Source organism: Actinokineospora alba, assembly GCF_004362515.1.
Taxonomy (GTDB): domain Bacteria; phylum Actinomycetota; class Actinomycetes; order Mycobacteriales; family Pseudonocardiaceae; genus Actinokineospora; species Actinokineospora alba.
Genome location: NZ_SNXU01000001.1, coordinates 3994660 through 4015625 on the forward strand (window position 1 = coordinate 3994660; position 20966 = coordinate 4015625).

20 protein-coding genes and 1 tRNA gene are annotated in these 20966 nt (G+C 69.2%); 11 read left to right on the top strand and 10 right to left on the bottom strand.

Annotated features, from left to right (window positions below; translation table 11 throughout):
• The first annotated feature begins 45 nt into the window (after window positions 1-45).
• The 5 genes from C8E96_RS18425 to C8E96_RS18445 all read left to right on the top strand — a co-directional run bounded on the left by C8E96_RS18425 (window position 46) and on the right by C8E96_RS18445 (window position 4027).
• Entirely contained in the window at window positions 46-1518 is a 1473-nt protein-coding gene (locus C8E96_RS18425; protein WP_091371907.1) for a S8 family serine peptidase, read from the top strand.
• A 212-nt stretch (window positions 1519-1730) separates the two neighbouring features.
• Window positions 1731-2234 carry a DUF3145 domain-containing protein gene (locus C8E96_RS18430; protein WP_091371904.1) on the top strand — a complete coding sequence of 168 codons (504 nt, stop codon included), beginning with the start codon at window positions 1731-1733 and terminating at the stop codon, window positions 2232-2234.
• A gap of 21 nt (window positions 2235-2255) precedes the next feature.
• Complete coding sequence (locus C8E96_RS18435) at window positions 2256-2843, top strand: hypothetical protein (protein ID WP_228769750.1); 588 nt, start codon at window positions 2256-2258, stop codon at window positions 2841-2843.
• Window positions 2844-2883: 40 nt separating this feature from the next.
• Window positions 2884-3504, top strand: coding sequence for an MBL fold metallo-hydrolase (locus tag C8E96_RS18440; protein WP_091371897.1), 621 nt, complete (start codon window positions 2884-2886; stop codon window positions 3502-3504).
• Window positions 3505-3655: 151 nt separating this feature from the next.
• Window positions 3656-4027: a DoxX family protein gene (locus tag C8E96_RS18445; RefSeq protein WP_091372878.1), complete on the top strand. Its 372-nt coding sequence runs from the start codon at window positions 3656-3658 to the stop codon at window positions 4025-4027.
• A 24-nt stretch (window positions 4028-4051) separates the two neighbouring features.
• Here C8E96_RS18445 and C8E96_RS18450 read toward each other — a convergent pair whose 3' ends face one another.
• The 9 genes from C8E96_RS18450 to C8E96_RS18490 form a co-directional block, all read right to left on the bottom strand.
• Window positions 4052-5485, bottom strand: coding sequence for an acyl-CoA carboxylase subunit beta (locus C8E96_RS18450; RefSeq protein ID WP_091371894.1), 1434 nt, complete (start codon window positions 5483-5485; stop codon window positions 4052-4054).
• A 38-nt stretch (window positions 5486-5523) separates the two neighbouring features.
• The gene (locus C8E96_RS18455) at window positions 5524-6771 is read right to left on the bottom strand and encodes a beta-ketoacyl-[acyl-carrier-protein] synthase family protein (protein ID WP_091371890.1); all 1248 of its coding nucleotides are present in this window, start codon (window positions 6769-6771) and stop codon (window positions 5524-5526) included.
• A gap of 62 nt (window positions 6772-6833) precedes the next feature.
• Window positions 6834-7085, bottom strand: a complete 252-nt coding sequence (locus tag C8E96_RS18460) for an acyl carrier protein (RefSeq protein WP_091371887.1) — start codon at window positions 7083-7085, stop codon at window positions 6834-6836.
• 68 nt (window positions 7086-7153) lie between these two features.
• Window positions 7154-8119: a beta-ketoacyl-ACP synthase III gene (locus C8E96_RS18465; RefSeq protein ID WP_176926746.1), complete on the bottom strand. Its 966-nt coding sequence runs from the start codon at window positions 8117-8119 to the stop codon at window positions 7154-7156.
• A gap of 5 nt (window positions 8120-8124) precedes the next feature.
• Window positions 8125-9063, bottom strand: a complete 939-nt coding sequence (locus tag C8E96_RS18470; RefSeq protein WP_324187061.1) for an ACP S-malonyltransferase — start codon at window positions 9061-9063, stop codon at window positions 8125-8127.
• 140 nt (window positions 9064-9203) lie between these two features.
• Window positions 9204-10391 carry a PucR family transcriptional regulator gene (locus C8E96_RS18475; RefSeq protein WP_091372873.1) on the bottom strand — a complete coding sequence of 396 codons (1188 nt, stop codon included), beginning with the start codon at window positions 10389-10391 and terminating at the stop codon, window positions 9204-9206.
• 37 nt (window positions 10392-10428) lie between these two features.
• Complete coding sequence (yidC, locus tag C8E96_RS18480) at window positions 10429-11223, bottom strand: membrane protein insertase YidC (RefSeq protein WP_091371878.1); 795 nt, start codon at window positions 11221-11223, stop codon at window positions 10429-10431.
• Window positions 11224-11285: 62 nt separating this feature from the next.
• A complete protein-coding gene (locus tag C8E96_RS18485; RefSeq protein ID WP_091371875.1) occupies window positions 11286-11591 on the bottom strand; it encodes a DUF6412 domain-containing protein in 306 nt (101 codons plus the stop codon).
• A 39-nt stretch (window positions 11592-11630) separates the two neighbouring features.
• A complete protein-coding gene (locus C8E96_RS18490; protein WP_091371872.1) occupies window positions 11631-12032 on the bottom strand; it encodes a hypothetical protein in 402 nt (133 codons plus the stop codon).
• A 165-nt stretch (window positions 12033-12197) separates the two neighbouring features.
• Between C8E96_RS18490 and C8E96_RS34120 the strand changes: the two genes are divergently transcribed.
• From C8E96_RS34120 to C8E96_RS18505, 3 genes are all read left to right on the top strand, one after another.
• Window positions 12198-13829, top strand: a complete 1632-nt coding sequence (locus tag C8E96_RS34120) for a helix-turn-helix transcriptional regulator (RefSeq protein WP_228769749.1) — start codon at window positions 12198-12200, stop codon at window positions 13827-13829.
• A 486-nt stretch (window positions 13830-14315) separates the two neighbouring features.
• On the top strand, window positions 14316-15068 hold the full coding sequence (locus C8E96_RS18500; protein WP_091371866.1) for a mechanosensitive ion channel family protein: 753 nt from the start codon (window positions 14316-14318) through the stop codon (window positions 15066-15068).
• A 158-nt stretch (window positions 15069-15226) separates the two neighbouring features.
• Window positions 15227-16564 (top strand): NAD(P)/FAD-dependent oxidoreductase, encoded by a 1338-nt coding sequence (locus C8E96_RS18505; RefSeq protein ID WP_091371863.1) that lies wholly within the window; start codon window positions 15227-15229, stop codon window positions 16562-16564.
• A 106-nt stretch (window positions 16565-16670) separates the two neighbouring features.
• On the opposite strand, the gene aceE is transcribed toward C8E96_RS18505, so the two are convergent.
• Entirely contained in the window at window positions 16671-19439 is a 2769-nt protein-coding gene (gene aceE / locus C8E96_RS18510; RefSeq protein ID WP_091371860.1) for a pyruvate dehydrogenase (acetyl-transferring), homodimeric type, read from the bottom strand.
• Window positions 19440-19738: 299 nt separating this feature from the next.
• Between aceE and C8E96_RS18515 the strand changes: the two genes are divergently transcribed.
• From C8E96_RS18515 to C8E96_RS18525, 3 genes are all read left to right on the top strand, one after another.
• Window positions 19739-20170 carry a DUF3052 domain-containing protein gene (locus tag C8E96_RS18515; protein ID WP_091371858.1) on the top strand — a complete coding sequence of 144 codons (432 nt, stop codon included), beginning with the start codon at window positions 19739-19741 and terminating at the stop codon, window positions 20168-20170.
• A gap of 153 nt (window positions 20171-20323) precedes the next feature.
• Window positions 20324-20788, top strand: a complete 465-nt coding sequence (locus tag C8E96_RS18520) for a peroxiredoxin (protein WP_091371855.1) — start codon at window positions 20324-20326, stop codon at window positions 20786-20788.
• A 37-nt stretch (window positions 20789-20825) separates the two neighbouring features.
• A tRNA-Val gene (locus C8E96_RS18525) sits at window positions 20826-20897 on the top strand.
• Window positions 20898-20966: the final 69 nt, after the last annotated feature.

The following is a 20966-nucleotide window of genomic DNA, read 5'->3' on the forward strand; positions in this document are numbered from 1 at the left end:
TGGTTAATACCACCTTCCAGTGTCATTAATTGTCATGGAGGTTCCATGTTCGGTCGTTCCCTGCGCGACCGGCGGCTGCGGGCTTGTGTCGCCGCGGCTGTCCTGGCGATTCCCCTGGTCGCCGCGGTCCCCGCCACTGCTACTCCATTAGCGCCGGTCTCCGATTCCCTGGCCCGTCTGCTGAGTACGAGTGGTCAGCAGACCGTGTTGGTTCACGGCACCTCCGCGACCGCGGCGGACACCGCCGCCAGGGCGGCGGGCCTGACCCCGGTGACGACGTTCCGCAAGATCGGTGTCGTCGTGGCGAAGGGCTCGGCCGCGCAGGTGCAGGCCGTTCGGGCCAAATCAGGTGTCACGTACGTGGAGGCCAACGACCCGATCCGGCTCTTCGCGCACAGCTCCGGCACGGTCGCGACCCGCAGCCTGGCCGCCCAGCAGACCCTCACCGGCGCCAACGGCCGCAAGCTCGACGGCAGCGGCGTGTCGGTGGCGATCATCGACTCCGGCATCGACCCCACGCACCCGGCGTTCAAGGGCGACGACGGCAAGACCCGCGTGGCACGCAGCCTCAAGGGCGTGTGCCTCGACGAGTCCAGCACCGGCACCGGCTGCATCGTCGACACCACCAACTCCGTCGACACCGACCTGCTCGCGGTGGGCGGACACGGCACCCACGTCAGCGGCATCGCCGCGGGCAGGCCGTACACCCTCGGCGACGGAACGACAGTCGGCGGATCAGCGCCCGGTGCGAAGATCGTGTCGATCTCGATCGGCGCGGTGATCGTGATCGTCGGCGCCGACGCGGCCCTGAACTGGGTGCTCGAGAACCACAGGGCGCCCTGCGGAGCCAGTGTCCCGGCGAGCACCTGCCCGCCGATCAAGGCCATCAACAACTCCTACGGTCCCATCGGCGGCGGCGAGTTCGACGCGAACTCGGCGACGGTCAAGCTGCAGCGCCAGCTCGCGGCCGAGGGTGTCATGACCGTGTGGGCGAACGGCAACGACGGCGGCGACGGCTCCGAGAGCCTGTCCAACCCGCCCGGCCAGGACCCGACCCCCGGCGTCGTGTCGGTGGCCTCCTACAACGACCAGGGCACCGGAAGCCGTGCGGGCACCGTGTCCGACTACTCCTCGCGCGGCGCCCAGGCCGACCCGTCGACCTGGCCGGACATCTCCGCCCCCGGTGAGAACATCGCCTCCGCGTGCAGGCTCTACCTGCCGATCTGCGCGACCGGCCTCACGCCCCTGAACGGGCCGGGCCTGCTCGACCTGGGCACCTACAACGTGATCAGCGGGACGTCCATGGCCGCTCCGCAGATCACCGGCATCATCGCCCAGCTCTTCCAGGCCAAGCCGACGGCGACCCCCGCCGAGATCGAGGACGTCCTGAAGCGCACCGCGTTGAAGTACACCGACGGGTCCGGCTACCAGACCGTCAACGGGTACTCGACGAGCTTCGACAAGGGCACCGGCCTCGTCGACGTGGTCGCCGCGGCGACCGCACTCGGCGCGCACTGAGACTCGGGGTCGAATGCGGGGAGCCGATTTGGCTCCCCGCATTCGGGTTTCCCGGATCGTTTCACTGGTGCACCTGATGGTTTCGTGGTTCGTGTGGCCAAAGTGTTCGGATACAGGGCACAATGACCGCAGGTATTTCCGTTCAGTGCCGATAGCCGCTGGTTGACAGGACGTAGGGGAAGACGATCCTCGTCGAGCAGCGGAGGTCAGCAGTGAGCACCCGTGGAAACACCCAAGGCGTGGTGTACGTCCACTCGTCGCCGTCTGCGGTATGTCCGCACGTCGAGTGGGCGATTTCGGGCACCCTCGGGGTGCGCGCCGAACTGAAATGGACCGCCCAGGCCGCGGCCCCCGGTCAACTGCGCGCGGAATGCGCGTGGACCGGAGAGGCAGGCACCGGCGGCAAACTCGCGGGCGCCCTGCGGGCGTGGCCGATGATCCGCTTCGAGGTCACCGAGGAACCCAGCTCCGGCGTCGACGGTGAACGTTTCTGCTACGCCCCGGCGCTCGGCCTCTGGCACGCCCGCACCTGCGCGAACGGCGACATCGTGGTCGGCGAGGACCAGCTGCGCACGCTGGCCGCGTCCGCCCGCGGTGGCGAGTCCTTCGCCTTCGGCGTCGACGAACTCCTCGGGGCGTCCTGGGACGAGGCCCTCGAGCCTTTCCGGCGCGCGGGCGACGGTGCTCCGGTGACCTGGCTGCACCGCGTCGGCTGAGCCCTGTGGCACGCTTGACCTGTGGCGCAGGGGCGAGGGGTCAGGCAGCCGTGGTTGTGGCCCGCGGTGCTGGTCGCGGTCGTGCTGACCGCGACCGCGAGCCTGCTCGCGCGCGAGCTGTACGCCGACGACCGCAACGCCCCGCCGCCGTCGGCCATCCTGCCCAGCGCGGGCGCGCTGCCCCCAGGTGAGCAACCCGGGCACCGGGACGTGCGGGGGACGCGGGACGCCATCCAGCACCCGATGTACGAGACGGTCCGGCAGCTGCTGCAGACCTACTTCGACGCGATCAACGGCAAGAACTACGAGCGGTGGCGCACGACGGTCACGGCCGACCGGATCAAGAACATGCCCGAGGAGACCTGGCGGGCCAGCTACCGGTCGACGCAGGACGGCAGCATCGTGGTCTACCGGATCGAGACCGGCCCTCGGGGCAGCGCGCGGGTGATGCTGACGTTCATCTCCAAACAGGACGTCGCCGACGCGCCGCTGGAACTGCCGGAGCCGTGCATCAGATGGCACGTGATCTTCCCGCTCACCGTCGAGGCCGACGTGTGGAAGCTCGACGCGGGCCCCACCGGCGCGTCCCCCCAACACGAGAAGTGTTAATCGCTCGAATCGCGGTTCCGCCCGCCCATAAAGTGATCAGATGCGACTCACGAAATACGGCCACGCCTGTGTGCGCCTCGAAGCCGGTGACGGTGTGCTCGTGATCGACCCGGGCACCCTGTCCGAAATGGAATCGCTGTCCGGTGCCACCGCCGTGCTCATCACCCATGAGCACGCCGACCACATCGATCTCGACAAACTCGAAGCCGCCCGGGCCGCCAACCCGGCGCTCACCGTGCACACCCACTCCGCCTTCGCCGACGTCCTCGGGGCCGGGGTGACCGCCGTCGAGCCCGGCGACACCTTCACGGCGGCCGGGTTCACCGTGCGCGTCGTCGGCGGCGAGCACGCAGAGATCATCGACGGCTGGCCCGGCTGCCCGAACCTCGGCTTCATCGTCGACGGCGTCTACCACCCGGGGGACTCCCTGTTCGTGCCCGCCGAGCCGGTCGACACACTGCTGGTCCCGGCCGCGGGCCCGTGGCTGAAGCTGCGTGAGGTCATCGAGTTCGTCCGAGCGATCAAGCCCGCGCGCGCGTTCCCCATCCACGACGCCGCGCTCAGCGCCTACGGACAGAACCACTTCGACCAGTGGCTGGACGGCCAAGGCGGGGCCGACTACTCCCGCGTTCCGCTGGGCGACTCGGTCACTCTCCAGTAGCAACAACAACTGGGCTGTGAAGAAGTTGCTCCATTCGCGCTTGAACGCACGCGCGGTCCCCGGCGTAACGCTGGCTGAGCCCTGATGGGCTCGCACAGAGACGGAGGATCGTGTGGATCTGGTTGAAGCGCAACTGGTCAAACACCGGGAAATGGTTCTCTCACTGTTCCGCATCGTGGTCGGCCTGCTGTTCGCCTGCCACGGCGTCGCGACGCTGTTCGGGGTGCTCGGCAAGAGCGCGAAGGCGGTCCCCGACTTCGCCGCGTGGCCCAGTTGGTGGGCGGCGGTCATCCAGGTCGTCGGCGGCACCGCGGTCGCGCTCGGCATCGGTACGCGCGTGGCCGCTTTGATCTGTTCAGGCTCGATGGCCTACGCCTACTTCGTCGCGCACCAGCCCAAGGCGCTGTGGCCGATAGAGAACGGCGGGGTGCCCGCCGTCCTCTACTGCTGGGCCTTCCTGCTGATCGCGTTCATGGGCGCGGACCGCTGGGCGCTCGGCAGGCAGCTGGGCCGCGCGCGCTGACCGAGTCGACCCTCGCCCAACCCGTCAGAGCGGGATGTTGCCGTGGGCTCCGCGACCGGCAGGCGCGGCGGCCAGCGCCTCGGCCAGCTTCTGGCGGGTGTGGCGGGGGTCGATGACCTCGTCCACCACGCCGATCGCCATCGCCCGCTCCACGCCGCCCGCGATCCGCTCGTGCTCAGCGGTGAGCCGCGCGTGCAGCGCCTCGCGCTCGTCCTCCGCGGCCGCGGCGAGCTTCTTGCGGTGCAGGATGCCGACGGCGGCCTTCGCGCCCATGACGGCGACCTCGGCCTCCGGCCAGGCGAACACTGCGGTGGCGCCGAGGGAACGGGAGTTCATCGCGATGTACGCGCCGCCGTAGGACTTGCGGGTCACCAGGGTCACCCGCGGGACCACGGCCTCGGCGAAGGCGTGCAGCAGCTTCGCGCCGCGGCGCACGACACCGTCCCATTCCTGGCCGACGCCCGGGAGGTAACCCGGGACGTCCACCACGACCAGCAGCGGCACCCCGAAGCTGTCGCACATCCGGACGAAGCGGGCCGCCTTCTCCGCGGACAGCGAGTCCAGGCAGCCACCCTTGCGCAGCGGGTTGTTCGCGATCACACCGACGGTGCGGCCGCCGAGACGACCCAGGCCGATCACCACGTTCGGCGCCCACTTGGCCTGCAGCTCCTCGAACTGGGACACGCCGTGGGCGTCGGTGTCGAGGATGCCGCGCAGCAGCGGCTTGACGTCGTAGGCGCGGTTGACCTGCTCGGGCAGCAGGTCACGCAGCGGGGTCTCGTCGCGCACCGCGTGCAGGTCGAACAGGCCGGGCTTGGCGAACAGGCTGGTGATGCGGCGGGCCCGGACGTAGGCGTCCGGCTCGTCGGTGGCCAGCACATGCACGACACCGGACTTGCGGCCGTGCGCGTCGGCGCCGCCGAGGCCCTCCTGGTCGATCTGCTCCCCGGTGACGCTGCGGACCACGTCCGGCCCGGTCACGAAGACCCGCCCGGCCGGGGACATGATCACCACGTCGGTCAGCGCGGGACCGTAGGCGGCGCCACCGGCCGCCGGGCCGACCACGACACTGATCTGCGGGATGCGGCCCGAGGCCCGGATCATCGCGGCGAAGACGTTGCCGACGGCGTCGAGCGACTCGACGCCCTCGGCCAGCCGCGCGCCGCCGCAGTGCCAGACCCCGATGACCGGGCTGCGCTCACGCAGCGCGGTGTCGATGGCCTCGACGATGTGCCTGCAGCCCTCGGTGCCCATGGCGCCACCCATCTTGGTGGCGTCGGTGCAGTACGCGATGACCTTGACACCGTCGATGCGCCCACGCACCGCGAACACGCCGCTGGTGTCCGCGGGGCGCAGCGGCGCCATCGAGCCGGCGTCGAGCAGCTGCGTGAGCCGGACCAGCGGGTCGCGCGGGTCCAGGTCAGGCGCCTCGGCCGACATGGTCGCCAGAGCGGTCATCGGGAGAGCTCCTCAACTGGGCTGGTGGGCCCCGGTGGTCAGGCGGCGGTGAAGGCGAGCGCCACGTTGTGGCCGCCGAAACCGAACGAGTCGTTGATCGCCGCCGCGAGCTCGACCTTGCGCGGCTGGCCGGTCACGACGTCCAGGCCGACGCGCGGGTCGATGTTCTCCAGGTTGCGGGTCGCGGGGATCACGCCGTAGTAGATCGAGAGCAGCGTGATGATGCTTTCCACCGCACCCGCACCGCCGACGAGGTGACCCAGCGCCGACTTCGGCGCGGTGAGCACGACGTGGTCGCCGAGCGCCTTGCGGATCGCCGCGGCCTCACCGATGTCGCCGACCACCGTCGACGTGGCGTGCGCGTTGACGTGGGTGACGTCGGTCGGGCTCAGGCCCGCCATCCGCACCGCGTTGGTGATCGCCTTGATCTGGCCGACACCCTCGGGGTGGTTGCCCGTGATGTGGAAGGCGTCGGAAGTCATGCCGTAGCCGGAGAGCCTGCCGTACACGCGGGCGCCGCGGGCGGCGGCGTGCTCGGCGGTCTCCAGGATGACCACGCCGGCGCCCTCACCGAGGACGAAGCCGTCGCGGTCGTTGTCGAAGGGCCGCGACGCGCGCTCGGGCTCGTCGTTGCGGGTGCTCAGGGTCCGCGACTGGGCGAACCCGGCCACGGTGATCGGGTGGATGCACGCCTCGGCGCCACCGGCGACGACGACGTCGGCCCGACCGTTCTGGATCATCTGGTAGGCCGTGGCCAGCGCCTCGGCGCCGGACGCGCAGGCCGAGGCGGGCGTGTGCACGCCGGCGCGGGCGCGCAGCTCGATGCCGACGTGCGCGGCCGGGCCGTTGGGCATCAGCATCGGCACGGTCAGCGGCGAGACCTTGCGCAGGCCGTCGCGCTGCAGGAGCTCGTACTGGTCGAGCAGGGTGACCGGGCCGCCGATGCCGGTGCCGATCACGACGCCGAGGCGCTCGGGGTCGACCGGCGCTTCCTCGTCCCTCGGCAGTTCGAATCCGGCGTCAGCCCAGGCCTCGCGGGCAGCGATGATCGCGATCTGCTCACACCGGTCGAGCCTGCGGGCCTGGACCCGGGGCAGGACGTCGGTGGGATCGACCAAGAGCGGCGCGGCCAGCTTGGCGGGCAGGTCGTAGCGTTCGACCCACTCCTTGTCGTTGACGCGGATGCCGTTCTTGCCTGCGAGCAGCGCTTCCCAGGTGGTCGTGACATCACCGCCGAGCGGCGTGGTGGCGCCCAGCCCGGTGATGACGACGTCGACGTTGCTCATGGGGTTTCCTTCGCAGCGTGGGTGGTGACTGGATTCGAATGCCGAGGGAACGAGGTGTGCGGTCAGGCGTTGGTGGAGATGTACTTCACGGCGTCGCCGACGGTCTTGAGGTTGGCCAGCTCGTCGTCCGGGATCTTGACGCCGAACTTGTCCTCGGCCTGCACGGCGATCTCGACCATCGAGAGGGAGTCGATGTCGAGGTCGTCGACGAAGGACTTCTCGGCGGTCACGTCGTCGGTGGCGACACCGGCGACCTCTTCGACGATCTCCGCGAGTCCTTCGAGGATCTCGGTGTCGCTGGGCTTCTCCGACATTCCAGGTTCCTTCCTGTTTGGATCAACCGGCCGGTACCGCACCTGCCGGAGTCTTGCTTCCCCTGTGGTCAGGGACAGATGACGACCTGTCCCGCGTAGGACAGGCCCGCGCCGAAACCGACGAGCAGCGCGACGTCGCCGGGCTTGATCCGGCCCGCCTCACGCATGTGGTCCATCGCCATCGGGATGGACGCCGAGGAGGTGTTGCCCGACTTGACGATGTCGTCGGCGACGACCATGTCCTCGCGGGCGCCCTTGGCGCGCAGCTTCTTCGCGATCGATTCGACGATCCGCAGGTTGGCCTGGTGCGGGATGAGCACGTCCACATCGGACGGCTGCAGCCCGGCCGCTTCCAGCGCCTGCAGCGCGATCGGCGCGATCCGCGTGGTCGCCCAGCGGAAGACCGACTGGCCCTCCTGGAAGATGTGCCGGTCCTCGGTCATGCCGATCATGTCGACCATGTCGCCCGCGCTGCCCCAGACGACCGGGCCGATGCCCGCCTCTTCCGAGGGTCCCACGACCGCGGCGCCCGCGCCGTCGGCGAAGATGATCGCGTTGGCCCGGTCGACCGGGTTGACCCAGTCGGTGAGCTTCTCGGCGCCGATGACCAGCACGCGCCGCGCGGAGCCTGAGCGCACCAGGTCCGACGCGGTGCCCAGCGCGTAGCAGAAGCCCGCGCAGGCGGCGTTGAGGTCGAACGCGCCCGCCGCCTTGATCCCGATGCGGTCGGCGACCTGGGCCGCGCCGTTGGGGATCTGGGTCGGCATGGTGCAGTTGGCCAGGATCACGGTGTCCACATCGGACGGTGAGAGGCCGGAGTTGGCCAGCGCCTTGGAGCCTGCCATGACCGCCATGTCGACGAGCAACTCGTCGGGCCCGGCGAACCGGCGCTCGGCGATGCCCACGCGCTCGCGGATCCACTCGTCGGTGGTGTCCATCTTCTGCGAGAGCTCGTCGTTGGTGACGATGCGCTCAGGCTGGAAACTGCCGACCCCGAGGATGCGGCTGGCTTTGGCTCCAGTGGCGAGTCGCATTGTGGTCACGCGCTACTTCCGATCATGTCGGTCACCGTGTCGAGGTTCTCGGGGGTCTTCATGGCCACGGTGGGGGTGCCTTTGAGTTCCCGCTTTGCCAAGCCGACGAGCGCGCCCGCGGGCGGGAACTCGACGATGCCGTCGACGCCGAGTTCGGCCATCGTCGCCATGCAGCGGTCCCAGCGGACGGGGTTGGTGACCTGGTCGATGAGCCGGGCGAGCACCTCGGCGCCGTCGGTCACCGCGGCGCCGTCCCGGTTGGACAGCAGCGTGAAGGCTGGGTTCGCCGGTGCGCCCAGCGTCTCCGCGTGCGCGGCGAGGGCCTGCTGTGCCGGTGCCATGTAGTGGGTGTGGAACGCGCCCGCGACCTTGAGGGTGATCACCTTCGTGTCGGCGGGCGGCTCGGCGGCGAGCTTCTCCAGCGCGGGCAGCGACCCGGCGGCGACGATCTGGCCCGCGCCGTTGCGGTTGGCGGGCACGAGGTCGAGCTCGGCGAGCCGGGCGAGGATGGCCTCTTCGGTGCCGCGCATCAGGGCGGCCATGCCGGTGGGCTCGAGCTCGCACGCGGCGGCCATCTCCCGGCCGCGCACGGCGGCCAGCGCGATGGCGTCCTCGGCGGTGAGCACGCCCGCCATGGCGGCGGCGGCGAACTCGCCGATGGAGTGTCCGGCGATGACGGCGTCCGCGGGGATCTCCACGCGCGAACGCAGCTCCTCGAACGCGAGCAGCGTGGCCGCCACGATGAGCGGCTGGGTGATCGCGGTGTCCTTGATCTCGTCGGCCTCGGCGGTGGTGCCCAGCCGGGTCAGGTCGAGGCCCGCGATGTCCGACCACGCCGCCAGCCGGTCGGCCGCACCCGGCAGTTCGAGCCACGGGCTGAGCATGCCGGGGGTCTGGGAACCTTGCCCAGGAGCGAGTAGCGCGATCACCTGTTCACTAGACACTGTCCGAGCCTCGGTTATGCATGTCGGCGGTCACCAAGTTGTGGGGTCTCTGTTGTAGGGAGTCTACAAAAGTGACCACCCGGTAAACGCTACGGACGGGTATTCATTGTCAGTTGTGGCGATAACCACTAAAAACGTGGCTACCAGAGCCCGCGAGCCCTTGACAGCCTGCCGACCGCCAGTGCGATCCGCAGCACGAGAGCGTCGCGAGGATCGTTCGCGTTCCGCCCGGTCAGCTCCGTCGCCTTGCGCAGGCGGTACCGGACGGTGTTCGGGTGAACGAACAGCTGCCGCGCGCAGGTCTCCAGGACGCCGCCGGTCGAGAGGTACGCCTCGACGGTCTCCTGCAGCGATCCGCCTGCCTCTTCGAGGGGTCGCGCGATGCGGTCGATGAGCTGGAACTCGGCCTCCGGGTCGCCCGCCAGCGCCCGCTCCGGCAACAGGTCCGTCGACCGCACCGGTCGCGGCGCCTCCCGCCACGCGACGACCGCCCGCAACCCCGACAGCGCGTCCGCCGAACTGCGGTGCGCCTCGGCCAGGCTGGCGACGGTGGGGCCGGCGACGACCGCGCCCTCGCCGAACGCCTCGGCCATCTTGCCCATGACCTCCCGGTCGGCGCCGTCCTCGGTCGGCCCGCCCAGCACCACGACCAGCCGGGAACCCTGGACGCCGAGCAGCACGGGTCGGCTGACCCGGGCGGCCCGGCTGCGGACCTCGAACACGACCGTCGGCGGGTCGTCGGACGGCGGGTTGCCGACCAGCACGGTGGCCTGCGCGCCCGGATCCCAGCCGAGGGCGGCGGCCCGGGACAGCAGCGACTCCTCGGCGTCGCCACGCACGATCCCGTCGACCACGAGGGCTTCGAGCCGCGCGTCCCAGGCGCCGCGGGCCTCGGCGGCGGAGGCGTACGACATCGCGGAGGCGAACGCCACCTCGCGCCCGTAGCGCAGGACGGCCTCGCCCAGCAGCGCCCGGTCCTCGTCGTTGGCCGCGAGGTCCGGCACCATCTCCTCGAAGATCTTCAGCGACACCCGGACCATCTCGACGGTCTGCCGGAGGCTGACCCACCGGGACAGGTCGCGGGGGGCGCCACGGAAGGTGTCGGTGGTCATCCGCAGGGCTTCCATCGGGTCACGCAGCCACGCAGCGAACCCGGCCACGCCGCTCTGCGCGACAAGCAGCACGGACGCCCGCTGGTCGGCGGGCATCCGCACGAACCAGGCGAACTGCGCCTCCATGGCCGCGACTGCGGCGGACGCCAGCTTTCCCGACGCCCGCTCCACCGCTTCCAACGTCTCGGCGGACAAACCGACCGACGCCCCACTCATCTCTCCACACTCCCACACGGTCTTCGTGTCCGGCCGCTCAGCGCCGGTCGGCGGCTTGCCGTCGTTCTTCGCGGTCCACAAGGTTCGTGAGCACGTGCTGCTGTCCGAAGGTCCACAGGTTGCTCGCGAGAAAATAGAGCAGCACGCCGATAGGCACCGGGAAGAAAGCCCCGGAGACCAGCATCCCGATTGGCGCGAGGTACATCATCGCTTTGCTGACCGCGGCGAGCTGCGGATTGGTCGTGTCCTGGCGTCGCAGGCCCATGCGCATGGTCAGGAACGTCGCGAGCCCGGCCACGAGCATGAGCGGCACCCCGACGCCGATCATGTGCGCCAGGTCGGTGCCGGAGGCGACGAGGTCGGCGGCGGGCTGGCTGAGCCAGTTGCCAAGCCCCGCGCCGAACAGGTCCGCGCTGAGGAACGAGTCCACACCCGCGCGGTCGAACACGTAGTTGGACTCGGCGCCGGGGGTGAACCCGCGCAGGACCCAGAACAGGCTCAGGAAGGCGGGGATCTGCAGCAGCGCGGGCAGGCAGCCGCCGAGCGGGCTGCTGCCGTTGTCGGCGTGCAGTTTCTGGATCTCCCGGACCATCCGCTCCTTGTCGGACCGGTACTTCTCCTGAATCTTCCGAACTTGCGGCGCGAGGTGTTGCGCCCGCCGCGCGGCCCGGAGCTGGCTGAGCGCGGGCCGGACCAGCAGGGCGCGGATGGTGAAGACGAGGAAGACGACAGCCAGCACCCAGGCGGCCCCACCAGGGCCAAGGAGGGTGTTGAAGATCAGGTGCCAGAACCAGAGGACAGCCGAAACAGGGTAGAGAAAGACGTCGAACATCGAGGGTCACTCCGTCACGTGGGAGGCGGCTTTCGGACAGGCGGAAGCGGCCGCCCGTGCGATCAGGCGGCCGCGGCGCCCAGTGACGGAGCTCGTGGTCGGGGGCTTCCCGGTGTGCCCGGGTCATGGAGCCGAAGGACTTCGGCGAGCCGGGCTTGTTCGCGCAGGCTGACGGTCCGCACCAGGGCGGGAGCGGCGTCAGGTTCGACCCGGACGTGAGTGACACACACGATCAGGGCGGCGGCGAGGCCCGCGGCCAGCGCCAGCGGGTTCAGGTCGCCCGCGGCGGGAAGGGCCAGGAAGAGCGCGGGCAGGAACAGGGCGAGCATGAACGTGAGCCGCGTCCTCACCCCGCTCCCAGTCCCCATGCCCTCGACTGTACCCATTTTCCGGCTGCGACCTGCCCCTCACCGCTGAGGCAGCCGGTCGAATCCGGTGAAGGGCTCGCGGATGGTCACGCTCTCGTCGCTTCCGTCGCTGCGCATCAGGGACGAGATCGCCTGAGTCAGCTCCGGGGTGAGGGTGCCGTAGACCTGTTGGGTGCTTTCAGGTTCGAGGTATTCGGTGTAGGCCTCGATGAAGTGGTCCACCCCGACTTTCAGGTGGGTCGCCATGGAATCGGCGTCCGGGTGGATCTGGACGACGGTCACCAGGTCGGACTCCGGCGCCGCGTAGCCGTAGAAGGAGTGCAGCCGGGGCTCCTGCGGCTCTACGATTTCGGAGCAGAACTTCGCGAAGTACGCCTTGAACGCCTCGCGCTTGCCGGGCTTGATCTTGTGTGTGCCGATGAAGATGAACGGTGTGGCCATGGTGTCCTCCTCGGGTCGGTGCGTTGACGGGGTGGGTCGTCCGATCCAGCATCGGCGCCACCCGGATGGCGTCGCTTCGGCAGACCGGGCCGACCTCGCCCGCGGGTCATGGGTATTTCTGCCCAGCGCGGCACTGCCTGGCGGGATCAGCGGCGAGGCAAGGCGGTGAACGAGCACCTCGGCCGTCGTGACGCCGCCCGCGAGCACCACCGCGGGTCACGGTGGGTCGAGGCATCCGAGGACTACGCCGCGGCTGATCGGGTCGCGCCCCTGGGCATTCGGGATCTCGAGTGCTGGGCCGAGTCCGCGCAGGTCATCGGTCGGGTCGACGAGGCGATCGATGTGCTTGCCCGGTGTTTCGAGCTGCGGGCTCAGGCGGGCGAGGTCCACGAGGCCACGCGCACCGCGTACTGGCTCTGGAGTGCTCACGTCTTCACGCGCGGCGAGTTCGCCATCGCGGCGGGCTGGGTCGAGCGGGCCCGCGGTCTGGCCGCCGCACGGCAGGCGGGAGAGTACGGCTGGCCGTTGATCCCCGAGGCCTACCGGTGCATCGCGGCAGGCGACTACGCGTCCGCCGAGGCGGTCTTGCACCGCGCGACCGAGTTGGGCCTGGGCTGTGGCGACATCGACTTGGTCACCATCGCGACAACGATGCGTGGTCGGGCGATCCTCAAGCTTGGGTCGTTGGAGCGCGGGTTGGCGCTGCTTGACGAGGCGATGGTCCGGATTCTCACTCGGACGACCTCGCCTCGGGCCACCAGTGTCATGTATTGCGCCGCGATCGGAACTTGTTATGAGGTCCATGAGATCGCCCGCGCGGCGGAGTGGTCGGTCGCTCTCGACAGGTGGCTCGGCGAGTTGCCCCGGCTTGGTGGCGCCTATTTCGGGAACTGCCGGATCTACCGGGCGCTCCTGATGCGTTTGCGCGGGGACTGGTCACGGGCGGCGGCTGAGCTTGAGCAGGCGTGCCGTGACCTGGCTGTCGATGGGCAGTTGGTGGTCGGTCATGCCTGGTACGAACTCGGCGAATCGCGGAGGCTGCAAGGCGATCCGGGGGTCGAGGAGGCTTACCAACAGGCCATGGTCTTCGGTCGCGTGGCGCAGCCGGGGTTGGCACTGCACCGGCTGAGCCAGGGCGAGGTGGTCGCGGCGGACACCGGTCTGCACCGGGCACTCGCCGAGCGCCACTTCGCGGCGGACCGGTTCGCGCTCCTCCCCGCGGCCGTGGAGGTCGGTATCGCCGCGGGCCGGGTCGGTTCGGCAAAGGACGCCCTCGCCGAGATGGAGCGAACCGCCACCATCTACCCCACAACAGCCGCACGATCCACTGTGGCCGCGGCCCGCGGGTCACTCGCGCTGGCCGAAAACCGCCCAACCGACGCCCTCGCGCACTTGCGGGACGCAGTCAACGGCTGGCGCCAACTAGGCGCGCCCTACGAGGCGGCCACAGTCGGAGTACGCATCGCGGAGGCGTGCCACGCCTTGGGCGACGAGGACGGCGTCCGCATGGAACTCCACGCCGCCAACGCAACTTTCACCCGCCTGGGAGCCCGCCCGGACGCGGACCGCACCCAGAACCTCTTGTCCGACTGGCTTGACCCTGGTTCCGGCCTGACGCCACGGGAGACCGAGGTCCTACGCCTGATCGTCGACGGCCAAACCAACGCCCAGATCGCCACGGAACTCCACCTGAGCGAACGCACCGTCCACCGCCACGTAAGCAACATCCTCACCAAACTAGGCGTCCACTCCCGCACCGCCGCCGCCACAACCGCCATCCAAAACCACCTGACCTAACCCACCTGACCTAACCCACACCCACGCAATCAAGAATTGGCCGTGTAGATCCCCGACGCGGTAGATCCCCGATGCGCGCAGCGCGAGCCCCACTCGATGCGCAAAGCGCGAGCCCACCCTGATGGTCCGGCAGGGCTGGAATGGATGGTCCGGCAGGGCTGGAATGGCCACCGATCGCACCGTGGGGGTCTGGGGGGTCGCCCCCCAGGGGCAAATGACGCCCGATCCCCCCGGTGAGCGCATTCCGCGAACATGGAAGCGGAATCGGGCGGGCCGCCCGGCAATTTCGGTGCGCTCGATGCCGGGCGGCCCATCTCCCCGGTCCCCACCGGTGGTTCCACTATGGATAGATCTTGGCGGTGGTGCCATGCGATTCGGTGGTTTTAACCCATTCGTGGGATGTGTTGCGGTTGCTTGGGCGGGTGACGTGGGAAACGATCTCCCAGGACAGAGATCTGCCCGTCGGGGGCCTAGGAGGTACACATCATGGGTGCGGAACTGCGGGAAGGGTTGGGTGCGGCGTGGTCGATGGTTGCCACGTTCGTGCCGAAGCTCCTCGGCTTTCTCATCATTCTTTTGATCGGCTGGCTCATCGCGAAGGCTGTGGCCAAGGGTTTGTCCATGGTGATGGGCAAGCTCGGTTTCGGTAAGCTGATGGAGAAGACCGGGATGTCCGGTCTGGCCCGCAATTCCGGGGTTGATGTCGGCAACATCCTGGTGAAGTTGGTCTACTACTTCATTTTGCTGATCGCTCTGCAGTTGGCGTTCGGCGTGTTCGGTGAGTCGAACCCGGTCAGTGCGCTGCTCAACGATGTCATCGCGTTCCTGCCGCGGATTGTCGTGGCGGTTGTGCTGCTCATCGTGGCGGCGGCGGTCGGCAAGGTTGTTCGCGACCTGATCACGAGCGCGTTGGGCAACCGGCCGTTCGGTCCGATGATGGGCACCATCGCGTATGTCTTCATCATCGCGTTCGGTGTCATCGCGGCGTTGAACCAGGTGAACATCGCGACGACGGTGACCATGCCGGTGCTGATCACGGTGTTGGCGACCATCGGCGGCATCCTGATCGTCGGCTTGGGCGGTGGCCTCATCAAGCCCATGTCGGAGCGGTGGGGTGGTTGGCTCGAGCGCGCGCAGTCGCAGATGGGCACGACTGACCACGCGCCGCGGCCGCGGGTGGAGACTCCGCCCAACGTCGAGGCGACGATGGACCGTCCGGCGCACGATTCGCGTCGGTAGTCGGGTTTTCGCGGCGGCGTCGGGCTTCGGCCTGGCGCCGCCGTTTTCGTGCCGGGACTTTGGTCCTGTGCGGGCTGGGACCGGCTCACACCTGTGGGGGAGTGGGGTTCGCTCCCCAGCGGGATGATCTTCGGGCTTGGCGGGGAGACGCTCGTGGCATGACCGAGCGACCGCACATCCTGATCGTCGGCGGAGGCTATGTGGGCCTCTACGCCGCGTACCGTTTGCAGAAGAAGTTGCGGGGCGGTGAGGCGACCGTGACTGTCGTCGACCCCCGTCCGACCATGACGTACCAACCGTTCCTGCCGGAGGCGGCGGCCGGTTCCATCGAGCCGCGTCACGTGGTGGTGCCGCTGCGCAAGGTGTTGCGCGGGTGCCGGGTGGTGACGGGCGTGGTCACCGGGGTCGATCATCGGCGGAAGGTGGCGACGGTCGTGCCCGCCGAGGGCGTGCCGACCGAACTGCCCTACGACGTGATCGTGTTGGCCGCCGGGTCGGTGGCGCGCACGCAGCCCGTGCCGGGGCTGGCCGAGTGCGCGATCGGGTTCTCCACAGTCGGTGAGGCCATCTACCTGCGCAACCAGGTGCTCTCCCGCCTCGACGTGGCCGCGAGCGCGACCGATCCCGAAGTCCGCAGGCGTGCGCTGACGTTCGTCGTCGTAGGCGGCGGTTATGCGGGGGTGGAGGCGTTCGGCGAGTTGGAGGACATGGCCCGGTTCGCCCTGCGGGTCTACCCCGAGTTGGCTCCGTCGGACATGCGGTGGGTGCTCGTCGAGGCGGCGGACCGGATCATGCCCGAGGTCAGCCCTTCCCTTGCCGAGTACACCGTGCGGCGGCTTGAGAAGCGCGGGATGCGGGTTCTGTTGAACACCACGGTGACCAGCATGGTCGACGGGCACGTCGTGCTCAGCGACGGCGAGGAGTTCGACGCCGACACCGTCGTCTGGACGGCAGGCGTCCGGGCCAATCCGCTGGCCCAGGCCAGTGGGCTGCCGGTCGATCCGCGTGGTCGGCTGGTCGCCTCGACGACGCTGCGCGTGCCGGGCTACGAGGGAATGTGGACCGCGGGCGACAGCGCCGCCGTGCCCGACCTCTCGGCCGAGGGCGCATGGTGCGCGCCGAGCGCTCAGCACGCCGTGCGGCAGGCGAAACTGTTGGCGGACAACGTAATCCGCTCACTGCGTGGCCGTGAACCCAAGCCGTACAAGCACTCCCATGCCGGTTCGGTGGCGAGTCTGGGCCTGCACAAGGGAGTCGCGGAGATCTACGGCATCCGGCTGCGCGGCGTGATCGCCTGGCTCATGCACCGCGCCTACCACGTCACCCGGGTGCCGACGCTCAACCGCAAGGTCCGCGTCCTGGCCGACTGGCTGATGGCCTTCCTGCTCCGCCGTGACGTGGTCTCGCTGGGCCAGATCCACGATCCGCGCCGCGACTGGGCCGCCATGGTGGAGACCACCGCCACCCACCCGCGAGTCGCCCCGCCAGGCAAGTGAGTCGCCCCCTCCGGCAGCCGAGTTCGACATTCGCGCCTGTGCGAATGTCGAACTCGTTCGCCTGGAGGGGCGACTCGCTTGTTGGAAGGGGCGACTCGCGGGTTGGTCAGGCGGAGCCGGGGTCGGAGGTTTGGGGGCCCGCGGCGGTGACGTCGTCGATGCGGTGCTTGCGTGCCGCCTCGACGACCTTCGACTGGTCGACCTCGCCGCGCCTGGCCAGCGCGCCCAGGACGGCGACGGTGATCGACTCGGCGTCGACGAGGAAGTGCCTGCGGGCGGCCGGGCGGGTGTCGGAGAAGCCGAACCCGTCGGTGCCCAGGGTGGTCATGTCGGTCGGCACCCACGGGCGGATCAGGTCCGGCACCGCGCTCATCCAGTCCGACACCGCGACCACGGGCCCGGGGCTGTCCTTGAGCACCGACGTCACGTACGGCACCCGCGGCTCGGCCTCGGGGTGCAGCATGTTGTGCCGCTCGATGTCGACCGCCTCGCGCCGCAGCTCCGACCAGGACGTGGCCGACCAGACGTCGACCTGGACGCCCCACTCCTCGGCCAGCATCTGCTGGGCCTTGACCGCCCACGGCATCGCCACACCGGAGGCGAGGACCTGCGCTCGCGGGCCGGAGCCCTCGGGCGCGTCCAGGTACCGGTAGAGACCCCGCAGCAGGCCCTCGACGTCGAGGTTCTCCGGCTCCGCCGGCTGCTGGTACGGGTCGTTGTAGACGGTCAGGTAGTAGAAGATGTCCTCCGCCTGCTCGCCGTACATCCGCCGCAGGCCGTCCTTGACGATGTGCGCGATCTCGTAGGACCAGCCCGCGTCGTAGGACACCGCCGCCGGGTTGGTCGCCGCCAGCAGCAGCGAGTGCCCGTCGTTGTGCTGCAGGCCCTCACCGGTCAGCGTCGTGCGGCCCGCCGTGGCGCCCAGGACGAAGCCGCGCGCCATCTGGTCGGCCGCGGCCCACAGGCCGTCGCCGGTGCGCTGGAAGCCGAACATCGAGTAGAAGATGTAGATCGGGATCATCGGCTCGCCGTGCGTGGCGTACGACGTGCCGACAGCGGTGAACGACGCGGTCGAGCCCGCCTCGTTGATGCCCTCGTGCAGGATCTGGCCCGACTCGCTTTCCTTGTAGGACAGCATGAGCGAGGCGTCCACCGAGGTGTAGAGCTGGCCCTGGTGGTTGTAGATCTTCTGGGTCGGGAACATCGAGTCCATGCCGAACGTGCGGGCCTCGTCCGGGATGATCGGCACGATCCGCGCGCCGATCTCCTTGTCCTTGGCCAGGTCGCGCACGAGCCGGACGAACGCCTGCGTGGTGGCGACGTCCTGCTTGCCGGAGCCGCGCCGGATCACGTCGTAGACCTGGTCGCCGGGCAGCACCAGCGCCTTGGCCTTCGAGCGGCGCTCGGGCAGGTAGCCGCCGAGCTGGCGGCGGCGCTCCTGCAGGTACTGGATCTCGGGCGAGTCCTGGCCGGGGTGGTAGTACGGCGGCAGGTACGGGTCCTTCTCCAGCTCCGCGTCCTCGATCGGGATGCGCAGCGTGTCCCGGAACTGCTTGAGGTCGTCCAGGGTCATCTTCTTCATCTGGTGCGTCGCGTTGCGCGCCTCGAAGTGCGGACCGAGGTTGTAGCCCTTGATCGTCTTGGCCAGGATCACCGTCGGCTGGCCGTGGTGCTCGGTGGCCGCCTGGTAGGCCGCGAAGACCTTGCGGTAGTCGTGGCCGCCGCGCTTGAGGTTCCAGATGTCCTGGTCCGACATCGGGTCGACCAGCGCCTTGGTGCGCGGGTCGCGGCCGAAGAAGTGCTCGCGGACGAACGCGCCGTCATTGGCCTTGTACGTCTGGTAGTCGCCGTCGGGGGTCTGGTTCATCAGGTTGACCAGGGCGCCGTCGCGGTCGGCGTGCAGCAGCGAGTCCCACTCGCGGCCCCAGATGACCTTGATGACGTTCCAGCCCGCGCCGCGGAAGTAGGACTCGAGCTCCTGGATGATCTTGCCGTTGCCGCGGACCGGACCGTCAAGCCGCTGCAGGTTGCAGTTGATCACGAAGGTCAGGTTGTCCAGGCCCTCGTTGGCCGCGACGTGGATCAGGCCGCGCGACTCGGGCTCGTCCATCTCGCCGTCGCCGAGGAACGCCCACACGCGCTGGTCGGAGGTGTCCTTGATGCCGCGGGCGTGCAGGTAGCGGTTGAAGCGGGCCTGATAGATGGCGTTCATCGGGCCGAGGCCCATGGAGACGGTCGGAAACTCCCAGAAGTCGGGCATCAGCCGCGGGTGCGGGTAGGACGGCAGGCCGCCGCCGGGGCCCGCGTGCGAGAGCTCCTGGCGGAACCCGTCGAGCTGCGCGGTGGAGAGCCTGCCCTCGAGGAACGCGCGGGCGTAGATGCCGGGGGAGGCGTGGCCCTGGACGTAGATGTGGTCGCCGCCGCCGGGGTGGTCCTTGCCCCGGAAGAACCAGTTGAAGCCGACCTCATAGAGGGCCGCTGAGGAGGCGTACGTCGAGATGTGACCACCGACACCCACGCCGGGCCGCTGCGCGCGGTGCACGGTCATCGCCGCGTTCCACCGGACCCACGCCCGGTAGCGGCGCTCGACCTCCTCGTCGCCGGGGAACCACGGCTCGCGGTCGGTCGGGATGGTGTTGACATAGTCGGTGCTCGTCAGCGACGGGACGCCGACGTGGCTCTCACGGGCGCGCTCGAGCAGCCGCAGCATCAGGTACCGAGCACGCTGCTGCCCGCCGCCCTTGAGCGCGGCGTCGAACGACTCCAGCCATTCCGACGTCTCCTCCGGATCGATGTCCGGCAGATGCGCCGCGAGCCCGTCGCGGATCACGCGCACGCGCTCGGGAGTGCCTGGGTTGCTGTTCTGGGTGGGCAACTCGAGCTCCAGCCTGCTTCGAAGGTGTATATAAATCGCGCGCGCGTTAACGCGCGCGAGGGGACACTCTGCCATGTTCGTCTGAATCGACGCCGCCGTCATCGTTACTGGTCAGTACGGGTGCCAGGACACGCTCCGGAGCAGCCGCGAAGGCCTGTTTGCGGCGTGTCGGAGACTCCACGGTTGCGCAGGTGGCCACACTCAGTGTTCGCTATCGCCTAACCGAAGAGGCGTTACGCGGTCGGACAGGCCAAGATGGGCTCTGATGACCGTGCGAAATCAACTGGAGGAGTGACACCGTGGTGGCCGCGGGAGACACCGGCAATGCCGGCGTCGCCGACAAACTGGGGATCGAAGAAGGCACCGTTGTCCAGGAGATCGGCTGGGACGAGGACGTAGACGACGATCTCCGTGCCGCCATCGAGGAGCGAATTGGCTCCGATCTCCTCGATGAGGACGCCGACGATGTCGTCGACGTCGTACTGCTGTGGTGGCGTGAGGACGACGGCGATCTTGTCGACGCACTCATGGACGCCATAGGCCCGCTCGCCGAGAACGGCGTGATCTGGGTGTTGACCCCGAAGACGGGCCGCGACGGACACGTCGAGCCCAGCGACATCGCCGAGGCGGTGCCGACCGCGGGACTCGCACAGACCTCCAGCATCAGCGTCGGACCCGACTGGTCCGGCACGAGGCTGGTGTCGCCCAAGTCGGTCAAAGCCAAGCGCTGACCTCATGCGACCGGGAGGCCCCTACATCAGGGGCCTCCCGGTCCACGAGGTGGACATCACGGTGCCGTCGCCTGCCGGTGGCCTAGGGTTGGAACCACACGCACGATTGGCGGGCGCCCACGCGCGCCCCAATTCCCAGGAGGATGCCGGGTCATGGCAGTCGCGGTCGGGTCGAAGGCTCCGGATTTCACGCTCAACGACTACAACAAGCAGCCGGTGAAGCTGTCGGACTTCCAGGGTTCCAAGAACGTCCTGCTGGTGTTCTACCCGTTCGCCTTCAGCGGCATCTGCACCGGTGAGCTCTGCCAGGTGCGCGACGAGCTGTCGACCTACACCGACAGCGACGTCCAGGTCATCGGCGTGTCCGTCGACACCCCGTTCAGCCTCAAGGCCTGGGCCGAGCAGGAGGGCTACACCTTCCCGCTGCTGTCCGACTTCTGGCCCCACGGCGCCGTCGCCACGGAGTACGGCGTGTTCAACGAGGCCGCGGGCCTCGCGAACCGCGGCACGTTCCTCATCGACACCGAGGGCGTCGTCCAGTTCGCCGAGATCAACGCCCCGGGCGAAGCCCGCGACCAGGACGCCTGGAAGAAGGCCGTCTCGTCGCTCAAGGGTTAAGTTCTTCCACGACCGGTGCCTTCGGGCGCCGGCGTGCGGGCGCATAGCTCAGCGGGAGAGCACTCGGTTTACACCCGAGCGGTCGCAGGTTCGAATCCTGCTGCGCCCACCGTATAGGTCTCATTCAAACCACGCTCGGTCGCCGCGGTATCACCGGGCGTGGTTGTGGGCTAACGCC

Bases quoted from the DNA above. Each gene is read 5' to 3' on its own strand.
- C8E96_RS18500 (WP_091371866.1), top strand. From the start codon at position 14,316: ATGGGTGCGGAACTGCGGGAAGGGTTGGGTGCGGCGTGGTCGATGGTT.
- C8E96_RS18520 (WP_091371855.1), top strand. From the start codon at position 20,324: ATGGCAGTCGCGGTCGGGTCGAAGGCTCCGGATTTCACGCTCAACGAC.
- C8E96_RS18425 (WP_091371907.1), top strand. From the start codon at position 46: ATGTTCGGTCGTTCCCTGCGCGACCGGCGGCTGCGGGCTTGTGTCGCC.
- C8E96_RS18490 (WP_091371872.1), bottom strand. From the start codon at position 12,032: ATGGCCACACCGTTCATCTTCATCGGCACACACAAGATCAAGCCCGGC.
- C8E96_RS18460 (WP_091371887.1), bottom strand. From the start codon at position 7,085: ATGTCGGAGAAGCCCAGCGACACCGAGATCCTCGAAGGACTCGCGGAG.
- C8E96_RS18455 (WP_091371890.1), bottom strand. From the start codon at position 6,771: ATGAGCAACGTCGACGTCGTCATCACCGGGCTGGGCGCCACCACGCCG.
- C8E96_RS18450 (WP_091371894.1), bottom strand. From the start codon at position 5,485: ATGACCGCTCTGGCGACCATGTCGGCCGAGGCGCCTGACCTGGACCCG.
- C8E96_RS18505 (WP_091371863.1), top strand. From the start codon at position 15,227: ATGACCGAGCGACCGCACATCCTGATCGTCGGCGGAGGCTATGTGGGC.
- C8E96_RS18465 (WP_176926746.1), bottom strand. From the start codon at position 8,119: ATGCGACTCGCCACTGGAGCCAAAGCCAGCCGCATCCTCGGGGTCGGC.
- C8E96_RS18440 (WP_091371897.1), top strand. From the start codon at position 2,884: ATGCGACTCACGAAATACGGCCACGCCTGTGTGCGCCTCGAAGCCGGT.
- C8E96_RS18475 (WP_091372873.1), bottom strand. From the start codon at position 10,391: ATGAGTGGGGCGTCGGTCGGTTTGTCCGCCGAGACGTTGGAAGCGGTG.
- yidC (WP_091371878.1), bottom strand. From the start codon at position 11,223: ATGTTCGACGTCTTTCTCTACCCTGTTTCGGCTGTCCTCTGGTTCTGG.
- C8E96_RS18445 (WP_091372878.1), top strand. From the start codon at position 3,656: ATGGTTCTCTCACTGTTCCGCATCGTGGTCGGCCTGCTGTTCGCCTGC.
- C8E96_RS18485 (WP_091371875.1), bottom strand. From the start codon at position 11,591: ATGGGGACTGGGAGCGGGGTGAGGACGCGGCTCACGTTCATGCTCGCC.